The organism is Salinimicrobium sp. WS361 (assembly GCF_050750585.1).
Lineage (GTDB): Bacteria > Bacteroidota > Bacteroidia > Flavobacteriales > Flavobacteriaceae > Salinimicrobium.
Window position 1 is genome coordinate 362,566 of sequence record NZ_JBOJLM010000001.1, and the last position, 18,840, is coordinate 381,405.

Annotated in this window: 16 protein-coding genes; 10 read left to right on the forward strand and 6 right to left on the reverse strand. The window is 43.6% G+C overall.

Annotated elements, in window-relative coordinates; genetic code table 11:
- From mrdA to purH, 5 genes are read right to left on the reverse strand one after another with little or no spacing between them, the layout of a single operon-like run.
- Positions 1–1,869 carry a penicillin-binding protein 2 gene (mrdA, locus tag ACQ93I_RS01695; protein WP_431696869.1) on the reverse strand — a complete coding sequence of 623 codons (1,869 nt, stop codon included), beginning with the start codon at positions 1,867–1,869 and terminating at the stop codon, positions 1–3.
- On the reverse strand, positions 1,866–2,372 hold the full coding sequence (locus ACQ93I_RS01700) for a rod shape-determining protein MreD (RefSeq protein ID WP_266069341.1): 507 nt from the start codon (positions 2,370–2,372) through the stop codon (positions 1,866–1,868). The genes mrdA and ACQ93I_RS01700 overlap by 4 nt, the downstream gene beginning before the upstream one ends.
- Positions 2,365–3,192 (reverse strand): rod shape-determining protein MreC, encoded by an 828-nt coding sequence (mreC, locus tag ACQ93I_RS01705; RefSeq protein ID WP_266069340.1) that lies wholly within the window; start codon positions 3,190–3,192, stop codon positions 2,365–2,367. Before mreC ends, ACQ93I_RS01700 begins: the two co-directional genes overlap by 8 nt.
- A 9-nt stretch (positions 3,193–3,201) precedes the next feature.
- Positions 3,202–4,230 (reverse strand): rod shape-determining protein, encoded by a 1,029-nt coding sequence (locus tag ACQ93I_RS01710; RefSeq protein WP_097055686.1) that lies wholly within the window; start codon positions 4,228–4,230, stop codon positions 3,202–3,204.
- 39 nt (positions 4,231–4,269) lie between these two features.
- Entirely contained in the window at positions 4,270–5,796 is a 1,527-nt protein-coding gene (purH, locus tag ACQ93I_RS01715) for a bifunctional phosphoribosylaminoimidazolecarboxamide formyltransferase/IMP cyclohydrolase (RefSeq protein ID WP_431696870.1), read from the reverse strand.
- 147 nt (positions 5,797–5,943) lie between these two features.
- Between purH and ACQ93I_RS01720 the strand changes: the two genes are divergently transcribed.
- The gene (locus tag ACQ93I_RS01720; protein WP_431696871.1) at positions 5,944–7,197 is read left to right on the forward strand and encodes an ABC transporter permease; all 1,254 of its coding nucleotides are present in this window, start codon (positions 5,944–5,946) and stop codon (positions 7,195–7,197) included.
- A 78-nt stretch (positions 7,198–7,275) separates the two neighbouring features.
- A complete protein-coding gene (locus tag ACQ93I_RS01725) occupies positions 7,276–8,592 on the forward strand; it encodes a serine hydrolase domain-containing protein (RefSeq protein WP_431696872.1) in 1,317 nt (438 codons plus the stop codon).
- A gap of 111 nt (positions 8,593–8,703) precedes the next feature.
- Here ACQ93I_RS01725 and ACQ93I_RS01730 read toward each other — a convergent pair whose 3' ends face one another.
- The gene (locus ACQ93I_RS01730; protein ID WP_266069336.1) at positions 8,704–9,159 is read right to left on the reverse strand and encodes a GAF domain-containing protein; all 456 of its coding nucleotides are present in this window, start codon (positions 9,157–9,159) and stop codon (positions 8,704–8,706) included.
- An 87-nt stretch (positions 9,160–9,246) separates the two neighbouring features.
- Here ACQ93I_RS01730 and xrtF point away from each other — a divergent pair, with 87 nt between their 5' ends.
- From xrtF to ACQ93I_RS01770, 8 genes are all read left to right on the forward strand, one after another.
- Complete coding sequence (gene xrtF / locus ACQ93I_RS01735; RefSeq protein ID WP_431696873.1) at positions 9,247–9,804, forward strand: exosortase family protein XrtF; 558 nt, start codon at positions 9,247–9,249, stop codon at positions 9,802–9,804.
- Positions 9,788–10,240, forward strand: a complete 453-nt coding sequence (locus ACQ93I_RS01740; RefSeq protein ID WP_431696874.1) for an exosortase F system-associated membrane protein — start codon at positions 9,788–9,790, stop codon at positions 10,238–10,240. Before xrtF ends, ACQ93I_RS01740 begins: the two co-directional genes overlap by 17 nt.
- Positions 10,241–10,267: 27 nt before the next feature.
- Positions 10,268–10,666 carry an HYC_CC_PP family protein gene (locus tag ACQ93I_RS01745; RefSeq protein WP_431696875.1) on the forward strand — a complete coding sequence of 133 codons (399 nt, stop codon included), beginning with the start codon at positions 10,268–10,270 and terminating at the stop codon, positions 10,664–10,666.
- A 77-nt stretch (positions 10,667–10,743) separates the two neighbouring features.
- Positions 10,744–14,619 (forward strand): efflux RND transporter permease subunit, encoded by a 3,876-nt coding sequence (locus ACQ93I_RS01750; protein WP_431696876.1) that lies wholly within the window; start codon positions 10,744–10,746, stop codon positions 14,617–14,619.
- Complete coding sequence (locus ACQ93I_RS01755) at positions 14,603–15,856, forward strand: TolC family protein (RefSeq protein ID WP_431696877.1); 1,254 nt, start codon at positions 14,603–14,605, stop codon at positions 15,854–15,856. The genes ACQ93I_RS01750 and ACQ93I_RS01755 overlap by 17 nt, the downstream gene beginning before the upstream one ends.
- On the forward strand, positions 15,840–17,600 hold the full coding sequence (locus ACQ93I_RS01760) for an efflux RND transporter periplasmic adaptor subunit (RefSeq protein ID WP_431696878.1): 1,761 nt from the start codon (positions 15,840–15,842) through the stop codon (positions 17,598–17,600). Before ACQ93I_RS01755 ends, ACQ93I_RS01760 begins: the two co-directional genes overlap by 17 nt.
- 24 nt (positions 17,601–17,624) lie before the next feature.
- Positions 17,625–18,224, forward strand: coding sequence for a DUF3347 domain-containing protein (locus tag ACQ93I_RS01765; protein WP_431696879.1), 600 nt, complete (start codon positions 17,625–17,627; stop codon positions 18,222–18,224).
- Positions 18,225–18,268: 44 nt separating this feature from the next.
- Positions 18,269–18,787, forward strand: coding sequence for a helix-turn-helix domain-containing protein (locus ACQ93I_RS01770; protein WP_431696880.1), 519 nt, complete (start codon positions 18,269–18,271; stop codon positions 18,785–18,787).
- Positions 18,788–18,840 lie beyond the last annotated feature (53 nt).

Sequence of the window (18,840 nt, forward strand, 5' to 3'; positions counted from 1 at the left end):
TTACTGGTTAATTCTAAAAGGTTCCCCGCTTAATGGTTTTGCATATTCCTCTTCCAGGCTGTGGGTAAGGATCCATTCTTCCATATCCTTTCGGGTAATCTCTCCCTTTATGTATTTTTCAATCATTAAGCCAGCAATACGTCCTGCGTAGCGACCTCCCCAATATCCGTTTTCAACAAAGATTGCCAAAGCTATCTTAGGATTATCTACAGGAGCAAAGGCTACGAAAATGGAATGGTCTGTAAGTTGGACTCTTTTTCCGTCGATCCTGGTGAAATTCTCGGCAGTTCCGGTTTTCCCTGCGATCTCTATCCCGGGGATTTGAAGTGCAGATGCGGTTCCCGATTTATATACCTGGTGCATTCCTTCTACCACAGGTTCAAAGTGGCGGGGGTCTACGGTGGTAATCTTCTTTTCGGTAAACTCTTTTTCCTTTATGGCGTTTCCTTCAATTTCCTTTAAAACATGAGGAGTGTAGAACCATCCGCGATTTGCGATAGCAGCTGTCATATTTGCCAGCTGAATTGGGGTCATAAGTACCTCACCCTGCCCTATAGCGTTAGAAAGTGTAGCTGTAGAAAACCATTTGTAGGTGGGGTAATCATAGATCTTGTTGTAGTATTTTGAAGTGGGGATCTTACCTGGTCTTCCGGTAGAAAGGTCAGACCCAAGATAATCACCCAAACCAAAACTTTTCAGGTGATTTGCCCATGCATCTACGCCCTCTTGCGGAGTGGGATATTTTTCAACGATCCTTCGGTAAACATTTGCGAAATAGGCATTACAGGACTGTGCTATTCCGGGAATCATGTTCAAGGGGCTGGAATGGGCATGACAACCCATTTTTCGGCCTCTACCATAGAAATATCCTCCATGGCATGAGAAACTTTCCTGGGTAGTTACAACGCCTTCCTGTAATGCAATTAAAGCATTAATGGTCTTAAAAGGTGATCCGGGAGGATACTCGGCCAATAGTCCTCGGTCAAATAAAGGTTTTGAAATTGAATCAAGCCAGAGTTTGGTGAAGTTTTCTGACCTCTTTCGCCCCACCAGGTCGGCAGGATCATAATTTGGAGCTGTTACCAACGCCAGGATCTCGCCGGTTGCAGGTTCTATAGCAACGATACCGCCTCTCTTATTTTTCATGAGAAGCTCTCCGTATTTTTGCAGTTCGGCATCGATGGTAATGGTAATATCTTTTCCCTTTTTTGGAAGGGTGTCGTAGATCCCTTCTTTATAGGGCCCTATATCACGGTTAAACCTGTCCTTCTGAATGTACTTAACTCCCTTTACACCGCGCAGAAGTTCTTCGTAATAGCCTTCCACTCCCTGGCGGCCAATAAGGTCTCCCGAGAGGTAATAAGGATTCTCATTTACAATACGCTGGTTAACTTCGGTAATATAGCCCAACACATTTGCGCCATGTTCGGTATAATAATCACGCAAGGAACGTTTCTGAATGTAGAAGCCTTCGTATTTACGCATCTTTTCAGCAAGATAGGCGTATTCACTTTTGGTAAGCTGTGGAATTACTACCGACGGCAGGCGGGGGGAGTAGATCTTGGCTTTGTCAAGTCTCTCTACCAGCTGTTCTGTAGTAATACTTAGAATATTGCACAATTCGGTTGTGTCGAAAGGTTTGAGGTTTCGCGGTATCACCATAACGTCATAAGACGGTTGGTTGGAGACCAGCAGCTCTCCATTTCGATCAAAGATAAAACCGCGTTGCGGGTAATCGTAGACTACTTTTATAGCATTATTCTCTGAAAGCCCTACAAAAGAGTCATCCATTACCTGTAGGTAGAAAAGCCGGGCCAGAAAGATAAGGCCGGAGGTAATGACTATTATGTAGAGTAAAATTTTTCTCATCTTGACCTTTTGTTAAATAAGGCAAGCGTTATAAACACCAAAATTATTGTAAACGCTGCCGAAAAAAATGTTTTTTTAAGAAGTAACAATAAGTGTGCAAAATTGAAAAATTCTAATAAAAACAATACCAGGTGATGTACAAGTACAATAATTAAGACATAACTTATTCTTGAACCGGGCTGCGTACTTGAGAACTTGATAGTTTGATAATCATAACTCACCCCAAAAGAGAAACGAAGAACTGCCGGACGAATGTATGCAGCTACTACACATGCCGCAGCATTTATACCACCGCTATCTTCAAAAATATCAATTCCCCAACCCAGTAAAAAACTCAGAAAGATGAAGAGGGTTTGATTTGCATTAAAAGGGTACAGCAGGATGAATACCACATAAAGGTATGGGTTGATATAACCCAGAAAATTGATATTGTTCAACAACAACACCTGTAGCATTAGTAATACTATAAAACGAAGGGCGTTATTGAATATCACACTATTCATCTTTAGAAAGATTTTGTAATTCTCTTATTTCAGTCTGGCTGGTGTTTTCAATAATATAAACATACCCAATGTTGGTCATGTCATTAAACAATTCAATATCTATATTATAGTAGCTCTCGCTTTGATCCAGGGAAAAGTTTTTTACTGCACCAATAGGTAAACCTTTTGGGAAAATGAGGGAGCGTCCTCCGGTAATTATAGTATCTCCTTCGGCTATTGGGGCTACAGATGGCACATCTATAAGCTGTACAATATTGGGATTATCCCCATTCCATACTAAAGTTCCAAAATGGTTGGAGCGTTTGAGCTGGGCATTGATTCGGGAGTTTGAATTGAGTATGGAGATCACTGTGGAATAGTTTGGGGAAACATTCTCCACTATTCCCACAATCCCTTTACTGGTTACCACCCCCATGTCTCTCTCAATACCATCCCGGCTTCCGCTTTTAATGGTAAGATAGTTATCTACCTTAGCGTAGTTGTTATTAATAACTTCTGAAGCTCTAAAAATATAATCGGCGTCAAAGCTACTTGTATCCCGATAGGTTTTGATTTCTAAGGAATCTTCATAGGTTGCCAGCCGCGTGCGCAATCGCTCATTTTCCTCGAGTAAACGCAAATTGTATTCTTCAAGGTAAAAATAGCTGTTGATGTCGCTGGTCCAGCTATAGATACCGCCACTTAAAAAATTAGCAGAACTAATAAATTTACTCTTCTGGTAAGAGTGGGACTGAATGGTTAAAAACAGGGAAAAGGTGAGCAGCAATAAGAATAGGATATTGTTCTTATTGCGAATAAGAAAATTAATTATTTGCTGCATAAATTACTCCTACTTTATCAGGATTCCCTTGTAACGATGAAGGGTCTTCAGGCAAATACCCGTTCCTCGAACAACTGCCCGTAAAGGATCTTCGGCGATATAAACCGGAAGATCAGTCTTTTGTGATAACCTTTTGTCCAGTCCGCGCAGCATTGATCCCCCACCGGCAAGATAGATCCCGGTGTTGTAGATGTCGGCTGCGAGTTCCGGCGGAGTTTGTGAAAGCGTCTCCATCACGGCATCTTCAATTCTCAATATCGACTTGTCCAGGGCTTTGGCGATTTCTCTATAGGAGATATTCACCTGTTTTGGTTTTCCTGTTAAAAGATCCCTTCCCTGCACATTCATTTCATCTGGTGGTACCTCAAGATCTTCGGTAGCGGCACCAATCTGAATTTTTATTTTTTCAGCAGTACGCTCACCCACATAAAGGTTGTGCTGCGTACGCATATAATATACAATGTCATTTGTGAAAACATCTCCCGCGATCTTAACCGATTTATCACACACAATTCCCCCAAGGGCAATAACCGCGATCTCGGTAGTACCACCACCTATATCAACAATCATGTTTCCTTTTGGCTGCATGATGTCAACTCCAATTCCTATAGCTGCAGCCATAGGTTCGTGTATCAGGTAAACCTCTTTTCCATTCACTCTTTCTGCACTCTCTTTAACTGCTCGCATCTCCACCTCGGTAATACCGGAAGGGATACAAATCACCATCCTTAGAGCAGGAGTGAACATTTTCTTTTTAAGCGCAGGAATTTCTTTTATAAACATGGTAAGCATCTTTTCAGATGCATCAAAATCGGCAATTACCCCATCTTTCAAAGGGCGAATTGTTTTGATATTCTCATGCGTTTTCCCCTGCATCATGGCAGCTTCTTTTCCTACTGCTATGATCTTTCCGGTAGTGCGGTGACGGGCTACGATAGAAGGACTGTCAACCACCACCTTATCGTTATGTATAATAAGGGTGTTTGCAGTTCCTAAATCTATAGCTATTTCTTCAGTGAGAAAATCGAAAAATCCCATGTTAAGTCAATTAGTTGAGGTTCGGTAAATGTAATAAAATTAATGTTTAAAATGTCTTGTTCCGGTCATTACCATAGCGAGATTATTATCGTTGCAATAATCTATACTTAGCTGGTCCTTAATGGATCCGCCGGGCTGGATAACGGCAGTGATTCCCGCTTTATCTGCAATTTCCACACAGTCTGGGAAAGGGAAAAAAGCATCACTGGCCAATACTGCACCTTTTAAGTCAAATTCAAAAGAATTCGCTTTTTCAATGCTCTGTCTCAATGCATCTACCCGTGATGTTTGGCCCGTACCGCTGGCCAGTAACTGGTTATTTTTTACCAGAACAATAGTATTTGATTTTGTGTGCTTGCAAATTTTGGAGGCAAACAACAGGTCATTTAACTCCTGCTGTGAAGGTTTATTGTTGGTAGCATAAGTTAAATCTTCTGTAGTATCTGTTCTGGAGTCTTTATCCTGAACAAGAATACCGTTCAAGCAAGTGCGTACCTGCTTTTGCGGAAGTTCGGTTTCTTTCTGAACAAGCAGAACCCTGTTTTTCTTTCCTTTTAAAACTTTTAGGGCTTCTTCGGAATAACCAGGGGCAATGACCACTTCACAAAACAGCTCATGTATCTCTTCGGCAGTAGCCTTGTCTATTCCTTTGTTCGCAATAAGAATACCTCCAAAAGCCGAAACAGGATCTCCTGCCAAAGCATCTTTATAGGCTTGCAGTAAAGTTTCTCTTTGGGCCAGGCCGCAGGCATTATTGTGCTTTAAAATGGCAAATGTTGGCGCTTCATTCTGAAATTCATTCATCAGGTTTACAGCAGCATCTACATCCAGCAGGTTGTTGTATGATAATTCTTTGCCGTGAAGCTTATCAAACATGGCCGAAAAGTCACCGTAAAAATGCCCTTTTTGATGGGGATTCTCCCCATATCTCAACTCGAGTCCGCCGTTGAAGCTTTCCTTGTAAGATTGCTCTTCGTTATTCAGGTAATTGAAGATCGCAGTGTCGTAATGAGAAGACACGTTAAATGCCTTTGCGGCAAATCTTTTGCGGTCATTCAGGCCTGTCTGGCCTTTTCCTTCAGAAATAATTTCTAAAAATTCGGCGTAATTGTCTACTGAAGGTACACAAATTACATCTTTATAATTCTTTGCAGCTGCCCTGATTAAAGAAATGCCGCCAATATCAATTTTTTCAATGATCTCTTCTTCCGAAGCATTTGAAGCAACCGTTTTTTCAAACGGGTAAAGATCAACAATTACAATATCGATCTGTGGGATTTCATACTGCTCCAGTTCGGCTTTATCCTGCTCGTTTTCACTGCGGTTAAGAATCCCGCCAAACACCTTGGGGTGCAGTGTTTTTACACGTCCTCCAAGAATGGAAGGGTAGGATGTTATATCCTCTACCGGTACTACATTTATTCCCAGGTCTGTAATAAATTTTTCAGTTCCTCCTGTAGAGTAAATGGTGATACCCAGCTCGTTAAGCTTTTTAACAACAGGTTCAAGTCCTTCTTTACTGAAGACAGAAATAAGTGCAGATTTAGCCGATTTTAGGTCGCTCATTGTGTTGGTTTTGTTGAGGTTGCAAAAGTAATTATTTCAGTATAAAATAAAGAGGCTGCCGCTCTTATTTAAATAATTATTTTGTAACGAATATTTAAACCCGGCGTCTTATGAAGTGCAGGTTTATAATAATACAGGAAAAGTACCATGTTAATATATCTAAGGGTTCTTAAAGAGAGTTTTTTTTTCGCCATTAACGCTCTTAAAAACAACAAGCTGCGAACCATGTTATCCCTTTTGGGGGTAACCATCGGAATTTTTTCTATCATAGCCGTACTTGCGGCAGTAGATTCTCTGGAGAAGGAGATTAAGGGTAGCCTTAGCGCGTTAGATAACCGCACCATGATACTTACCCGCTTTTCTTTTGGCTCTAATGAGGTGCCACAGTGGAAAAGGGAACAGTTTCCCGATGTTAGTTATGAAGAGTACGAATATTTGAGCCGGAGTGTGCCTGAAGTTTCTGCTATGTCTTACGTGCTTAACGTTCCTCCCGAAAATATTAAGTACAGCGACAAAACTGCCTCAGATGTTGGGATAGCTGCTGTCTCTGCTGAATATTACGACATTGAAGCCCTGCAAATTGAAGAAGGCCGCTTCTTTAATATGGCCGAATCTGTAAGTGGTACTCCTGTGGTTGTTCTGGGTCACGATGTGTATGAAAACCTCTTCGGAAGTCGAAACGCCCTGGGCGAACAGGTGAGGCTTTATGGTAGAAAATTTTCGGTGATAGGGGTATTGGAAAAAAAGGGGGCAAGCCTGTTTGGAGGTAGTCATGATACCAATGTTTTTGTGCCGGTGAATGTGGTAAGAAGGATCTACGGCGGAAGCAATCGCGGTACCTTTCCGCAAATTGTAATTAAGCCCGAACCCGATGCCGACACTAATGAACTTATAGCATACATTTCTCAACAACTCCGCAACTTTAGAGGCTTGAGGCGCGACGATATTAACAACTTCTTCGTGAATCAGCTGGAGGGTTTTACCGATCTCATTGATAATATGACCGGGCAACTCAATTTCTTCGGACTCATCATTAGCGGTTTCTCACTTCTGGTTGGGGGCTTTGGTATTGCAAACATCATGTTTGTAAGTGTAAAAGAACGTACCAACCTTATCGGGATTCAAAAGTCGTTGGGAGCCAAGAACAAATTCATCCTCTTCCAGTTTTTATTTGAAGCGGTGATACTTGCTGTTATTGGTGGGCTTATCGGCCTGTTCCTCGTGTGGCTGGCCTCACTGGTAGTTTCCCAGTTTACAGGTAGTTTCCAATTCATACTCTCTACCTGGAATATGTTTATAGGTACGGCGGTATCGGCAGTTATTGGGCTTGTCTCGGGAATTATTCCCGCCATTTCAGCCTCAAAACTCGATCCGGTAGAGGCTATTAGAACGGGGATGTAAATCCGCACGTACTTTGTATAGCATAATACCTTTTTATGTATATTTGATTTATCAATCAATCATTTAAACGATATTTACATGAAAAAATTTTTCACAGTACTGGCTTTGGGTTGTTCCCTCTTTGCGACAGCTCAGGATTTTGACAGGCAAAAAATGGACAGCCTTTTTACCGTTGTTGAAAAGAACGACAGGGGAATGGGCAGCTTTGCAATTCACAAACAGGCGGAACCTGTCTACGCGAACACCATTGGCTATAGCGATATATCTAAAGGAACTAAAGCCAACACACTTACTAAATACCGGATAGGATCAATTTCAAAGACTTTTACGGCAGCTATGATCCTGCAACTGGTTGAAGAAGGAAAACTTTCACTGGATACCCAGCTCTCAAAATTTTATCCCGGAATTCCCAATGCCGAAAGCATCAGCATAGAAGACCTTTTAAGGCATCAAAGCGGACTTTTTAATTTCACCAATGAAGATGCTTATCTCGACTATATGGAACAGCCAAAGTCAAAAGAGGAGCTTCTCAAAATATTTAAAGCCCAGGAGCCGGTTTTTGCGCCAGGGGAGAAAAACGATTATTCCAATACAAATTACGTGCTGCTTTCTTTTATACTTGAAGATGTGGATGGAAAGAATTACGCAGAGATCCTGAAAAATCGAATTACCCAACCGCTCAATCTCGAAAATACCTACTACGGAAGAAAAATTGATTCCGGTAATGCTGAAGCATATTCCTATCAGAAAAAGAAGGACTGGCAACCTGCTACAGAAACCGATTTAAGTATACCGCTGGGAGCAGGGGGCATAGTTTCAACTCCAACAGATCTCAATTTGTTCTTTACCGCTCTCTTCGACGGAAAAGTTCTAAAATCTGACACTTTTGAAAAAATGAAAGCTCTTAAAAATGGGTTTGGGATGGGACTTTTTAGCTATCCGTTCAATGACAAATCACTTTATGGCCATACAGGAGGCATCGACGGGTTCAATTCCATGAGTATCTACTATCCCGAAGAAGAACTCGCGGTGACCTATATTTCTAACGGAACAGATTTTTCTCCAAATGATATCGTGATTGGAGCTTTAAGTATTTTTTGGGATCTGGATTATACCTTACCCTCTTTTGAACCTGCTATGGAGGTTTCACAAGAAAAGCTTGAGCAATATACCGGCACCTATGGGAGTGAAACCTTTCCGCTGGAAGTAAAGATCTTCATTGAAGATGAAACGCTTATGGGGCAGGCTACCGGACAACCTTCTTTTCCGCTTGAGGCTTACGACGAAAATAAGTTTCAGTTCACCCGCGCCGGACTCAAACTGGAATTTAATCCTGAAGCCGATAAATTGACATTATTCCAGGGAGGCGGCTCTTATGAATTAACCCGGAAGTAAAAAAGTAAACCATAAAACAAGGGGTGCCAAAAATGTCATTTTTGGCACCCCTTGTTTTTTTTAAATAATTTCAAACTCCCCTTTCCTTAGGAGAGGGGCCGGGGGAGAGGATTAAATGATCTCGGCCACCTTTTCATTCACAAATTCGAGGAAGCGCTCATCTTCTTCAGTAAACGGATCGGGAACATTTGAATCTATGTCGATTTGGCCAATATTTTCTCCATTCTTGAACAAAGGCACAACTATTTCGGCTTTTACATGTATGCTACAGGCAATATAATTGTCTTGCGCAGATACATCGGGCACCACAAAGTTTTGATTGGAAACGGCAACCTGTCCGCATATACCTTTTCCGAAGGGAATAATTGTATGATCTGTAGGTTCTCCTGCAAAAGGCCCTAATTTTAATTCATTTTTATCCCCGTTCTTGAAATAGAATCCTACCCAGGTGTAATAATCTACTTCGGCTTTTAAAAGTTCGCACACTTTAGAGAGCCGCTCTTCAACCTGAACTTTATCATTCGCAAGGATTTCTGTTACCTCTTGTTTTAATCTTTCTAATGCCATTGTTTACTTTTTAAGCAAAAGTATTTAAAAAAACAGCTTTTTAAATAGGTATAAATAAATACTTTTGATGAAACCATTGGCTAAATTTTGCGACAACTCCTTCAAAGATACGCGCCGGTAATCCGGTTCATTTTTACCTTTTTAGGCGTTTACCTGCTGTTGGCCCTGCTGTACAACCTCTACCTGCAAAATTTTTATTCCCCTGCTTATTACCCCGATTTTCTTACACATCTAGTGGCGCTGCAAAGCGAGGCCGTGGTCTCTGCCCTGGGGTACCACGCACAGGTGGCGCCGGGTTATCCCGAAACCAACATGCACCTTTTTGTAAATGGCAAGTTTGTAGCCCGTATTATTGAAGGTTGTAATGCCGCCAGTATTATTATCCTCTTTGTATCTTTTATGTTTGCGTTTTCGGGTAAATGGAAAACCACCCTTTTCTTTACTCTTGGGGGTGCGGTGATTATTTATGTAACAAATATCCTAAGAATTGCTCTAATGGCTGTGGGGATCTATGAATATCCATGGCATGCCCGTTTTCTGCATTCTGTCGCTTTTCCCCTGGTGATCTACGGAGTGGTTTTCCTGCTGTGGGTGCTTTGGATCATTATTTATACTAAAGAAATTAAGCATGAAAGGAATCTTTAAGATCGTAATAATTCTTGGGCTGGTGGGAGTGCTGGCGATGATAAGAGTATACGAGTACCGGTTTTTTTACGACCCTTTTATGTATTTCTTTGAAAGGGCTTACCAAAGCGGGGAGACTGTAAATTATACTTTTGAGATGTTTTCTAATCTCTTTTTGCGCTTTGTACTTAATACGCTGGTCTCGTTGTTAATTTTATGGGTGGCCTTCAGAAGTTGGGGGATCATAAAATTCTCAGCACTTATTTATGTAGCATTTCTGGTAGTGCTTTTTCCCATTTTTGTATACCTCATGCACCATGTTGAGCCGGGACAGTATCTTGCGGCCTTTTACGTGCGGCGTTTTCTGGCCCACCCACTTCTCATTCTCATTTTGTTGCCCGCTTTCTATTATTATAGATTGAGTAGGAACATCAAAGATGGAGAAAGAACTTCATAATATTATTTTTACTAAATTTGCATCTTAATGAAGCAGATTTTCCACAATACAGCCTCGTTTGCAATGGCATTTTTAGTGCTGTTCTCTACCGTGTCTTTTACGGTGGACAAGCATTTTTGTGGAGAAATTCTGGTAGATCAGGCTGTTTTTTCTGAAGCAAAGTCCTGCGGAATGCATGGAGATATGCCTTCTTCTGCTGAAGATGATTGCTGCGATGAAGAGAAGGTAATTGTTGAAGGACAAAAGGAACTGAAGATCTCTTTCGATGATCTTGACCTGGATCAACAGGTTTTTCTGGCTACTTTCACCTGGTCTTATGCAAATCTTTTTGAAGGAGAAGCTCAGGCCAAAATTCCTTTCTTTCACTATAAGCCACCTTTACTCGTTTACGACATACATTTGCTCGACGAGACTTTCCTTATTTGATATTTAAATTGATTTTTTAAACCCTGCATGTTGGGGTTGCTGTGTTTGTTCACATTTAATCAATTTAATACTAAAGAATGCTTTCTAAAATAATAAGTTACTTCCTGTATAACCGGCTGGTTACGACTTTGCTGCTAATCTTTATGATTGGCTGGGGAGTGGTCACTTCTCCTTTCGATTGGGACTTTGACCTACTGCCTCGCGATCCGGTGCCGGTTGATGCAATCCCCGATCTGGGTGAGAATCAGCAGATCGTCTTTACCGAATGGCCTGGCCGTTCGCCACAGGATATTGAAGACCAGATCACCTATCCGCTTACCACTGCTTTACTCGGAATTCCAGGGGTGGAGTCTATTCGTAGTACCTCCATGTTCGGATTTTCCAGTATCAACATCATTTTTAATGAAGATGTGGAGTTCTACTGGTCACGGACCCGGATTCTTGAAAAGATCAACTCTTTGCAATCGGGACTTTTACCCGAAGATGCACAACCTACTTTGGGTCCCGATGCAACAGCCCTGGGCCAGGTTTTCTGGTACACGCTCGAAGGAAGGGATACAGCAGGTAATGTCACCGGAGGCTGGGATCTGCACGAGATAAGATCGGTGCAGGATTATTACGTTAAGCTTGGTTTAAGCGGAGTGGAAGGAGTATCGGAAGTTGCTTCTGTTGGTGGATTTGTACGTGAATACCAGGTAGATGTTGATCCAGATGCTTTAAAGGCATTTAATGTGGGCATCGACGAAGTGATGATGGCAGTGCAAAACTCCAACCGAGACATAGGTGCCAAGACTATTGAGGTCAACAAAGTGGAATACCTTGTTCGTGGGCTGGGTTATATTGAATCTCTTGAAGATATTGAGAACACTGTGGTCGCAGTGAATGAGAACAAACCGATTCTGATTTCCGACATCGGTGTTGTCACCCTGGGGCCTGCCGAAAGGCGCGGGATCCTCGACAAGGCCGGTGCTGAGGTCGCCGGCGGAGTAGTAGTTGCCCGTTACGGATCTAATCCGCTGGCGGTGATCAACAATGTCAAAGAAAAAATAGAGGAGATCGCCCCCGGAATGCCCACAAAGGTGTTGCAGGATGGAACGGTTAGCAAGTTGACCGTAGTTCCTTTCTATGATCGCACTCAGTTGATCCAGGAAACTTTGGGAACACTTGAAAGTGCCCTTTCAGACGAGATCCTTATTAGTATCATCGTCGTGATCATCCTGGTACTCAATTTACGCGCGTCAATTCTTATTTCCAGTCTGCTGCCCATTGCGGTGCTCATGACCTTTATCACCATGCGCTACTTTGGGATAGATGCGAATGTGGTGGCGCTTTCGGGTATTGCTATTGCAATCGGTGTGATGGTAGATGTGGGGATCGTCTTTGTGGAAAACACGCTGCGGCATCTTGAATTTCCTGAAAACAAGAACGCCCGGGGTTCAAAACTTCTTGAGGTAATAAAGAACGCAACTATAGAAGTAGGACCTGCGGTCACAACTGCCCTGGCCACAACAGTGGTAAGTTTCCTTCCAGTATTCTTTATGGAACATGCCGAAGGAAAGCTCTTCATTCCCTTAGCCTTTACCAAAACTTTTGCCCTGGTAGCAGCCTTTCTTCTGGGGATTATTGTGCTGCCAATGCTGTCTTACTATTTCTTCTCTTTTAGATTGCAAAAGGAGAGAGTCAACCGTATCTGGAACTACAGTCTTATTGGCGGCGGAATTATTCTTGCGCTCCTTTTTTCTATGTGGTTACCATTAGCTTTAACGGTAATCGGAATTTTGAGATTGCTGGAACCCAGGAGCCGTGGTTTCCTCGGAAAATATACCCGGGAGATATCTCTTTTTATAATTCTTGCAGTAACTATATTTTTCCTCACTACGCACTGGATGCCGTTGGGGGTTAGAAATTCACTTATTGAGAACTACCTGTTCGTAATCGTGCTCCTCATCCTTACTCTGGCGGCCCTCCTGGCGGTTGTAAGATTTTATGAGCCAATCCTTAACTGGTGTCTTGAGAACAAAAAGACCTTTTTAATGCTTCCGGTGATAACAATTCTTATCGGATTATTGATCTGGCAGGGTTTCCCAAAGATCTTCGGATTCATTGGTGACGGCGCAGAAGAAGTTGGCTGGGAGATTAGAAAAACTTCAGCCTGGCAAGGTGCTTCCGAAGCATTTCCCGGGGTAGGTAAAGAATTTATGCCAACGCTGAATGAAGGTAGCTTTCTTCTAATGCCGACTGCAATGCCCCACCTGGGAATTGAGGGTAGTAAGGAAGTGCTTCAAAAGCTGGATATGGCCGTTACCAACATTCCTGAAGTTGAGGTTTCTGTAGGGAAACTGGGAAGGGCGGAGACTGCGATAGATCCGGCGCCTATTTCGATGTACGAGAATGTCATCAATTATAAATCGGAGTACATGCTGAACGAGGAAGGTGAAATGCAGCGCTTCAGGGTAGATGATGACGAAAATTTTATTCTGAAGTCAGGAGAAGCCTTTCCTCATGAAGAAGTGGTCCTTCAGAATATCACAGCTAAAGACCTGATTCCCGATGAAGATGGGGAATATTTCAGAAACTGGAGAGACCACATCAATAGCCCCGATGATATCTGGGACGAGATCGTCAGCGCGACCAGGTTACCCGGAATTACTTCGGCTCCCAAACTGCAGCCCATAGAAACCAGACTGGTGATGCTGCAAACGGGAATGCGTGCTCCAATGGGGATCAAAGTTTATGGACCCGACCTGGAGACCATTCAAAATTTTGGGTTTGAACTGGAAGAGATCCTCAAACAGGTTCCTTCGGTGAAAGAGGAAGCGGTCTTTGCAGATCGTATAGTTGGTAAACCATATCTGGAACTCGACATTAACCGGCAAAATATTGCCCGTTACGGCCTCAGTATTGAAAAAGTACAGCAAACCATTGAAACTGCCATCGGCGGGATGGAGATCACCACCACTGTTGAAGGCCGGGAGCGTTATCCTGTGCGGGTGCGGTACCCGCGGGAGTTAAGAAATTCACCGGAGGAGATCGAGCAGATCCTGGTGCCAACACCTACGGGAGCTCAGATTCCGTTGGGACAGCTGGTAGAGGTGCGGTACGTAAAAGGGCCGCAAATGATCAAGAGTGAGGATACATTTTTGGTAGGTTATGTGCTTTTTGACAAAAAAGAAGATTTTGCCGAAGTAAACGTGGTGAATGATGCGCAGGATCTAATAGCAGAAAGGATTGCTACAGGAGAACTGGTAGTGCCGCCCGGGGTAAGCTTTGAATTTTCCGGAAATTACGAGAATCAGGTGCGGGCAGTCAAAAGACTTGCTATTGTCATTCCAATTTCCCTGATCATTATCTTTCTGCTGTTGTATTTTCAGTTTAAAACGGTGATCGCTTCCACGATCCACTTTTCGGGAGTATTTGTGGCTTTTTCCGGCGGATTCATCATGATCTGGCTTTACGGGCAGCCGTGGTTCATGGACTTCAGTATATCAGGACTCAATATGCGCGACCTGTTCCAGATGGGCACGATCAATCTGAGTGTGGCCGTATGGGTCGGATTTATTGCCCTTTTCGGGATCGCAACAGATGATGGGGTGCTCATGGGAACTTATATTCACCAGGTTTTTGAGAAACGTGATCCACAAACAGTGCCCGAAGTTAGGGCAGCCGTTCTTGAAGCAGGTAAGAAAAGGGTAAGGCCGGCAATGATGACCACAGCAGTGACAATCATCGCCCTGTTCCCTGTGCTTACCTCTACCGGAAAAGGAGCAGATATTATGGTGCCTATGGCTATTCCGATCGTAGGAGGAATGGTCATCCAGATCATGACCATCTTTGTAGTGCCGGTATTGCAGGCAATATGGCGCGAAACGGTGGTGACAAAAAATAAAAAGCCCCTCCCTAACTCTCCCCAAAGGGAAGGGAACTTAAATAGTGACTATGAAAATGGATTATAAAATATCATTTTTGACAGGTCTGTTTTTTCTTTTCTTCGGAAGCATGGAAGGTCAGACGCTGGAGGATTATCTGTTGATCGCTGCAGAAAATAATCTGCAGGTGAAGGCTGCGTATTCCGAATTTGAGGCGGCCCTGCAGGAAGCGCCGCAGGTGAAGAGCCTGCCCGATCCCACCCTCACCGTTTCGGCCTTTGGCCAGATGGTGGAGACACGACTGGGGCCACAGGAAGCCCGTTTTTCTATCATGCAGATGTTCCCCTGGTTTGGAACGCTTGAGGCACGGGAGAATGTGGCAACTTTAATGGCCGAAGCTAAATTCCAGGCTTTCCTGGAAACCCGCAATGAGATCCTGTTGCAGGTGAGCAGTAAATACTATGAGCTTTACGAGCTCGAGCAACAGCTGCAGTATCAACAGGAGAATCTGGACATACTTCAGAACTATAAGGATCTTGCGCTTTCCCGCGTAAGTGCAGGAAGCGGAGCATTGTCTGATGTTTTACAGGCAGATATCATGCGGAATGAATCTATTACTGGACTGGACGTGATCCGGCTCAGAAAGGATGTGCTGCTCGCGCAGTTCAATGCTTTACTGGACAGTGAAAAATCTGAAACAGTAGTGGTGCCAAATGAGGTAGAAACACTTCCTGAAAATGCCATTTTTGACACACTTGTTGATAACAACCCTCAGCTGGAGGAACTGGAGAATATGGCAGCATCGGCGCGGGCACGCGAAGACCTGGCGAAAAAAGAAGGAATGCCGAATGTTGGGCTGGGACTGGATTATGTGATCGTTGGCGAAAGAATGGATATGGCAGTTGAAGACAATGGCCGCGATGCGATTATGCCTATGCTCACTGTAAGCCTGCCCATCTTCCGCGGGAAATACAAAGCGGCCAGAAAGCAGGCGGCCTTTTTGGCGGAGAGTTATGAGCAGCGAAAAGAAGGTTTAAGAAATCAACTTTCAGCAGAACTTGAGGCGGCCCTTTTTGAAGTCCGGGAGGCGCAGGCCATGCTGCAGCTTTACAGGCGGCAGGTAGAAAGTTCAGAGCAGGTCCTTAACTTATTGCTTTCCTCTTACCGAAATGCAGCTTCAGATTTTGAGGAGGTGTTGCGGGTTAGGCAGGAACTTTTAAAATATCAGCTGGCGGTGGCAGGGGCAGAGGCCAATTATCTCACCGCACTGGAAAGAATCGATTATTTATCGGGTAAAACTTTAGATTATGACAGGCAGAAATAAAAATATACTCATCATAGCCGGTACACTGGTGGCAGGTATCCTGCTTGGCTGGCTTTTCTTTGGAGGCAGCGATGATTCCGAAATTCATGACCACAGCACAGAAGTCGCGCAGGAAACCATCTGGACCTGTTCCATGCATCCACAGATTCGGGCAACCGAGCCGGGGAAATGTCCTATCTGCGGAATGGATCTTATTCCGCTGGAAAGCTCCGATGTTATGGAAAACCCCGATGCGGTGCAAATGACGGAATATGCCATGAAGCTCGCCAATATCCAGACGCAGGAAGTAGGCAGTACATCTGCAGAAAGAGAGATAGAGCTTAACGGAAAAGTAGTGGTTGACGAAAGGATCTCTTATACCCAAAGTACCCACGTTCCGGGAAGGATCGAAAGGCTGCTGGTCAATTTTACGGGAGAGGAAGTCCACAGGGGACAGGCACTCGCAGTGGTATATTCCCCTGAACTGGTAACGGCCCAGGAAGAACTCTTACAGGCATACGCCATTCGTGAGTCTCAACCTGAACTTTTTGAAGCAGCAAAACAAAAGCTGCGGAACTGGCGGATTGAGGAAAACCAGATCAACCGTATTCTCGAAAGCGGAAAAGCCACAGACCGTTTTACCATCACCGCCGATGTGAACGGGGTGGTGACCGAAAAATTAGTGGAGGTAGGAGATTATGTGGAAAGAGGAATGCCGCTATACCAGATCGCCGACCTATCAAAAATGTGGGTTCTTTTTGATCTTTATGAGCGGACCTTAGGGATGGTCGATGTGGGAGACAAAGTAGAATTTACTGTAGCTTCTATTCCGGGAGAAACTTTTACCGGGACTATCAACTTCATAGATCCCATTATTGACCGTCAAACCAGAGTGGCTACTGCGAGGGTAGAGGTTTCCAATATTGATCAAAGGCTGAAGCCGGAGATGTTTGTCTCAGGGATAGTGACGGGAGGTAGTGATGATAAAGCAGCTTCAGGATTAACTATTCCGAGGTCGGCAGTGCTGTGGACCGGGAAGCGCAGCATCGTCTATGTGAACGAAGGCACTGCAAATAATCCTCTTTTTGTGATGAGGGAGGTGGTGCTGGGGCAACTTTTGGGATCATCGTACGTGGTTCAGGAAGGACTGGCTGCGGGAGAAGAGATCGTGGTAAACGGAACTTTCACCGTAGATGCTGCGGCACAACTTGCAGGAAAACCGAGTATGATGAATCCGGCAACGGCAACTTCAGCCGCAGTACAGGTTGATGTAAGACAGTACCTGCAGGATAGCGGTTATGACTACAGGGCGCAGGCTTCCAAAGAATTTCAGCAGCAACTGGATCTGCTTGTTAGAGATTATCTTCAGCTAAAAGATGCCCTTGTGGAGGGACAGGCAGAGGAAAGTCTTAATTTTACAAAGCAGTTTGTAAATACGCTTCAGCAAATCACCGAAACAGGAATGGCGGGAGAAGCAGAGGCTTTTTGGAAGGAAAAGAAGAAGTTCCTGTTGCAACATTCCGAAGAAGGGTTGAATACGACCGACTTGAAAAAGCAAAGGGAGAATTTTGTTTATCTTTCTGAAGCAATTATCAAAACCGTAGCTGCTTTTGGAACAGGAGATAAAACCGTTTACGTAGATTATTGCCCTATGGCGAATTCAGATAAAGGTGCGTATTGGCTAAGCGACGTGGCCGAAATCAAAAACCCATATTATGGAGATGCCATGCTCACCTGTGGCGAGATTGTTGAACACATTAAATAATAACTAATCATAAAATCGAGAAAAATGAAAAGAACAAAAATGACAATTATGGCTTTGGCAGGAGCTTTTATAATGGCTTCATGCGGAGAGACTAAAAAAGAGAACGAAGTGGAAGAGGTTGCAATGCCAATGCAAAACGAGATGCATATGGAAGAGACCGGTGATCACGATATGGATAACATGAGCGGGAACCTTGATGACGGGCAGTCTGTTGCCGTTGAATTCAATAATGAACAGGTGGGCACCGCCTATCAACACTACATGCACGTGAAAACTGCATTGGTGAATACTAATGCTGAAGAAGCTATGAGCGGCGGGAAAATGCTTGTTGAGGCATTAGCTAACGTAGAGAACAATGCCCAGGCTCTTGAAGCGGCACAAACCATTGCTAATTCTACGGAGATCAATGCGCAAAGAACGGCTTTTGAAGATCTTTCTATGGTGATGGAAGGAATGTTAAAAGGTGCAGTTAAGTCGGGCGAAGTGTATAAGCAGTACTGTCCTATGGCTTTCGACGGAAAAGGGGCTTTCTGGTTGTCTTCTTCAGAAGAAATTAGAAACCCATACTACGGTGACAAGATGCTGAAGTGTGGAAGGGTTGAGGAAACTATTAGCGGTAGCTAAGGGTGAAATTGTTCATCAAAAATATGGTTTGTAACCGCTGTAATATGATGGTGAAGTCTGAACTGGAACAGTTCGGGCTTCATCCTCTTACAGTTGAACTCGGCATGGCCGAAGTAGAGCGCGAACTTTCTTCGGAAGAAAAAAAGCTGCTGAATGAGCGCCTGGAAAAACTCGGTTTCGAACTTATTGACGATAAAAAGACCCGGCTCATTGAGAGCATAAAAACCACGATTGTTGAAATCATACAACATCCTGCACACCTTCCAAAAATGACATTTTCGGAACATCTTTCCGAGAAGTTCCATCAGGATTATTCTGCCATCAGCAAACTTTTTTCTGAAGTACAGGGCGTGACGATTGAGCAATATGTGATCAATCAAAAGATTGAAAAAGTGAAGGAACTGCTGGTGTACGATGAACTTTCCCTTAGCGAGATCGCACATCAATTGAACTATTCGAGTGTCTCCCATTTAAGCAAGCAGTTCAAAAAAGTAACAGGATTAACGCCTACCCATTTTAAGCAGGTTAAGGAAAACAAGCGCATTCCTCTGGATAAACTTTAGAATCTTACCACAAAAATCCAGAATTGTATAACATTTCCGCTTTAAATCCTGCG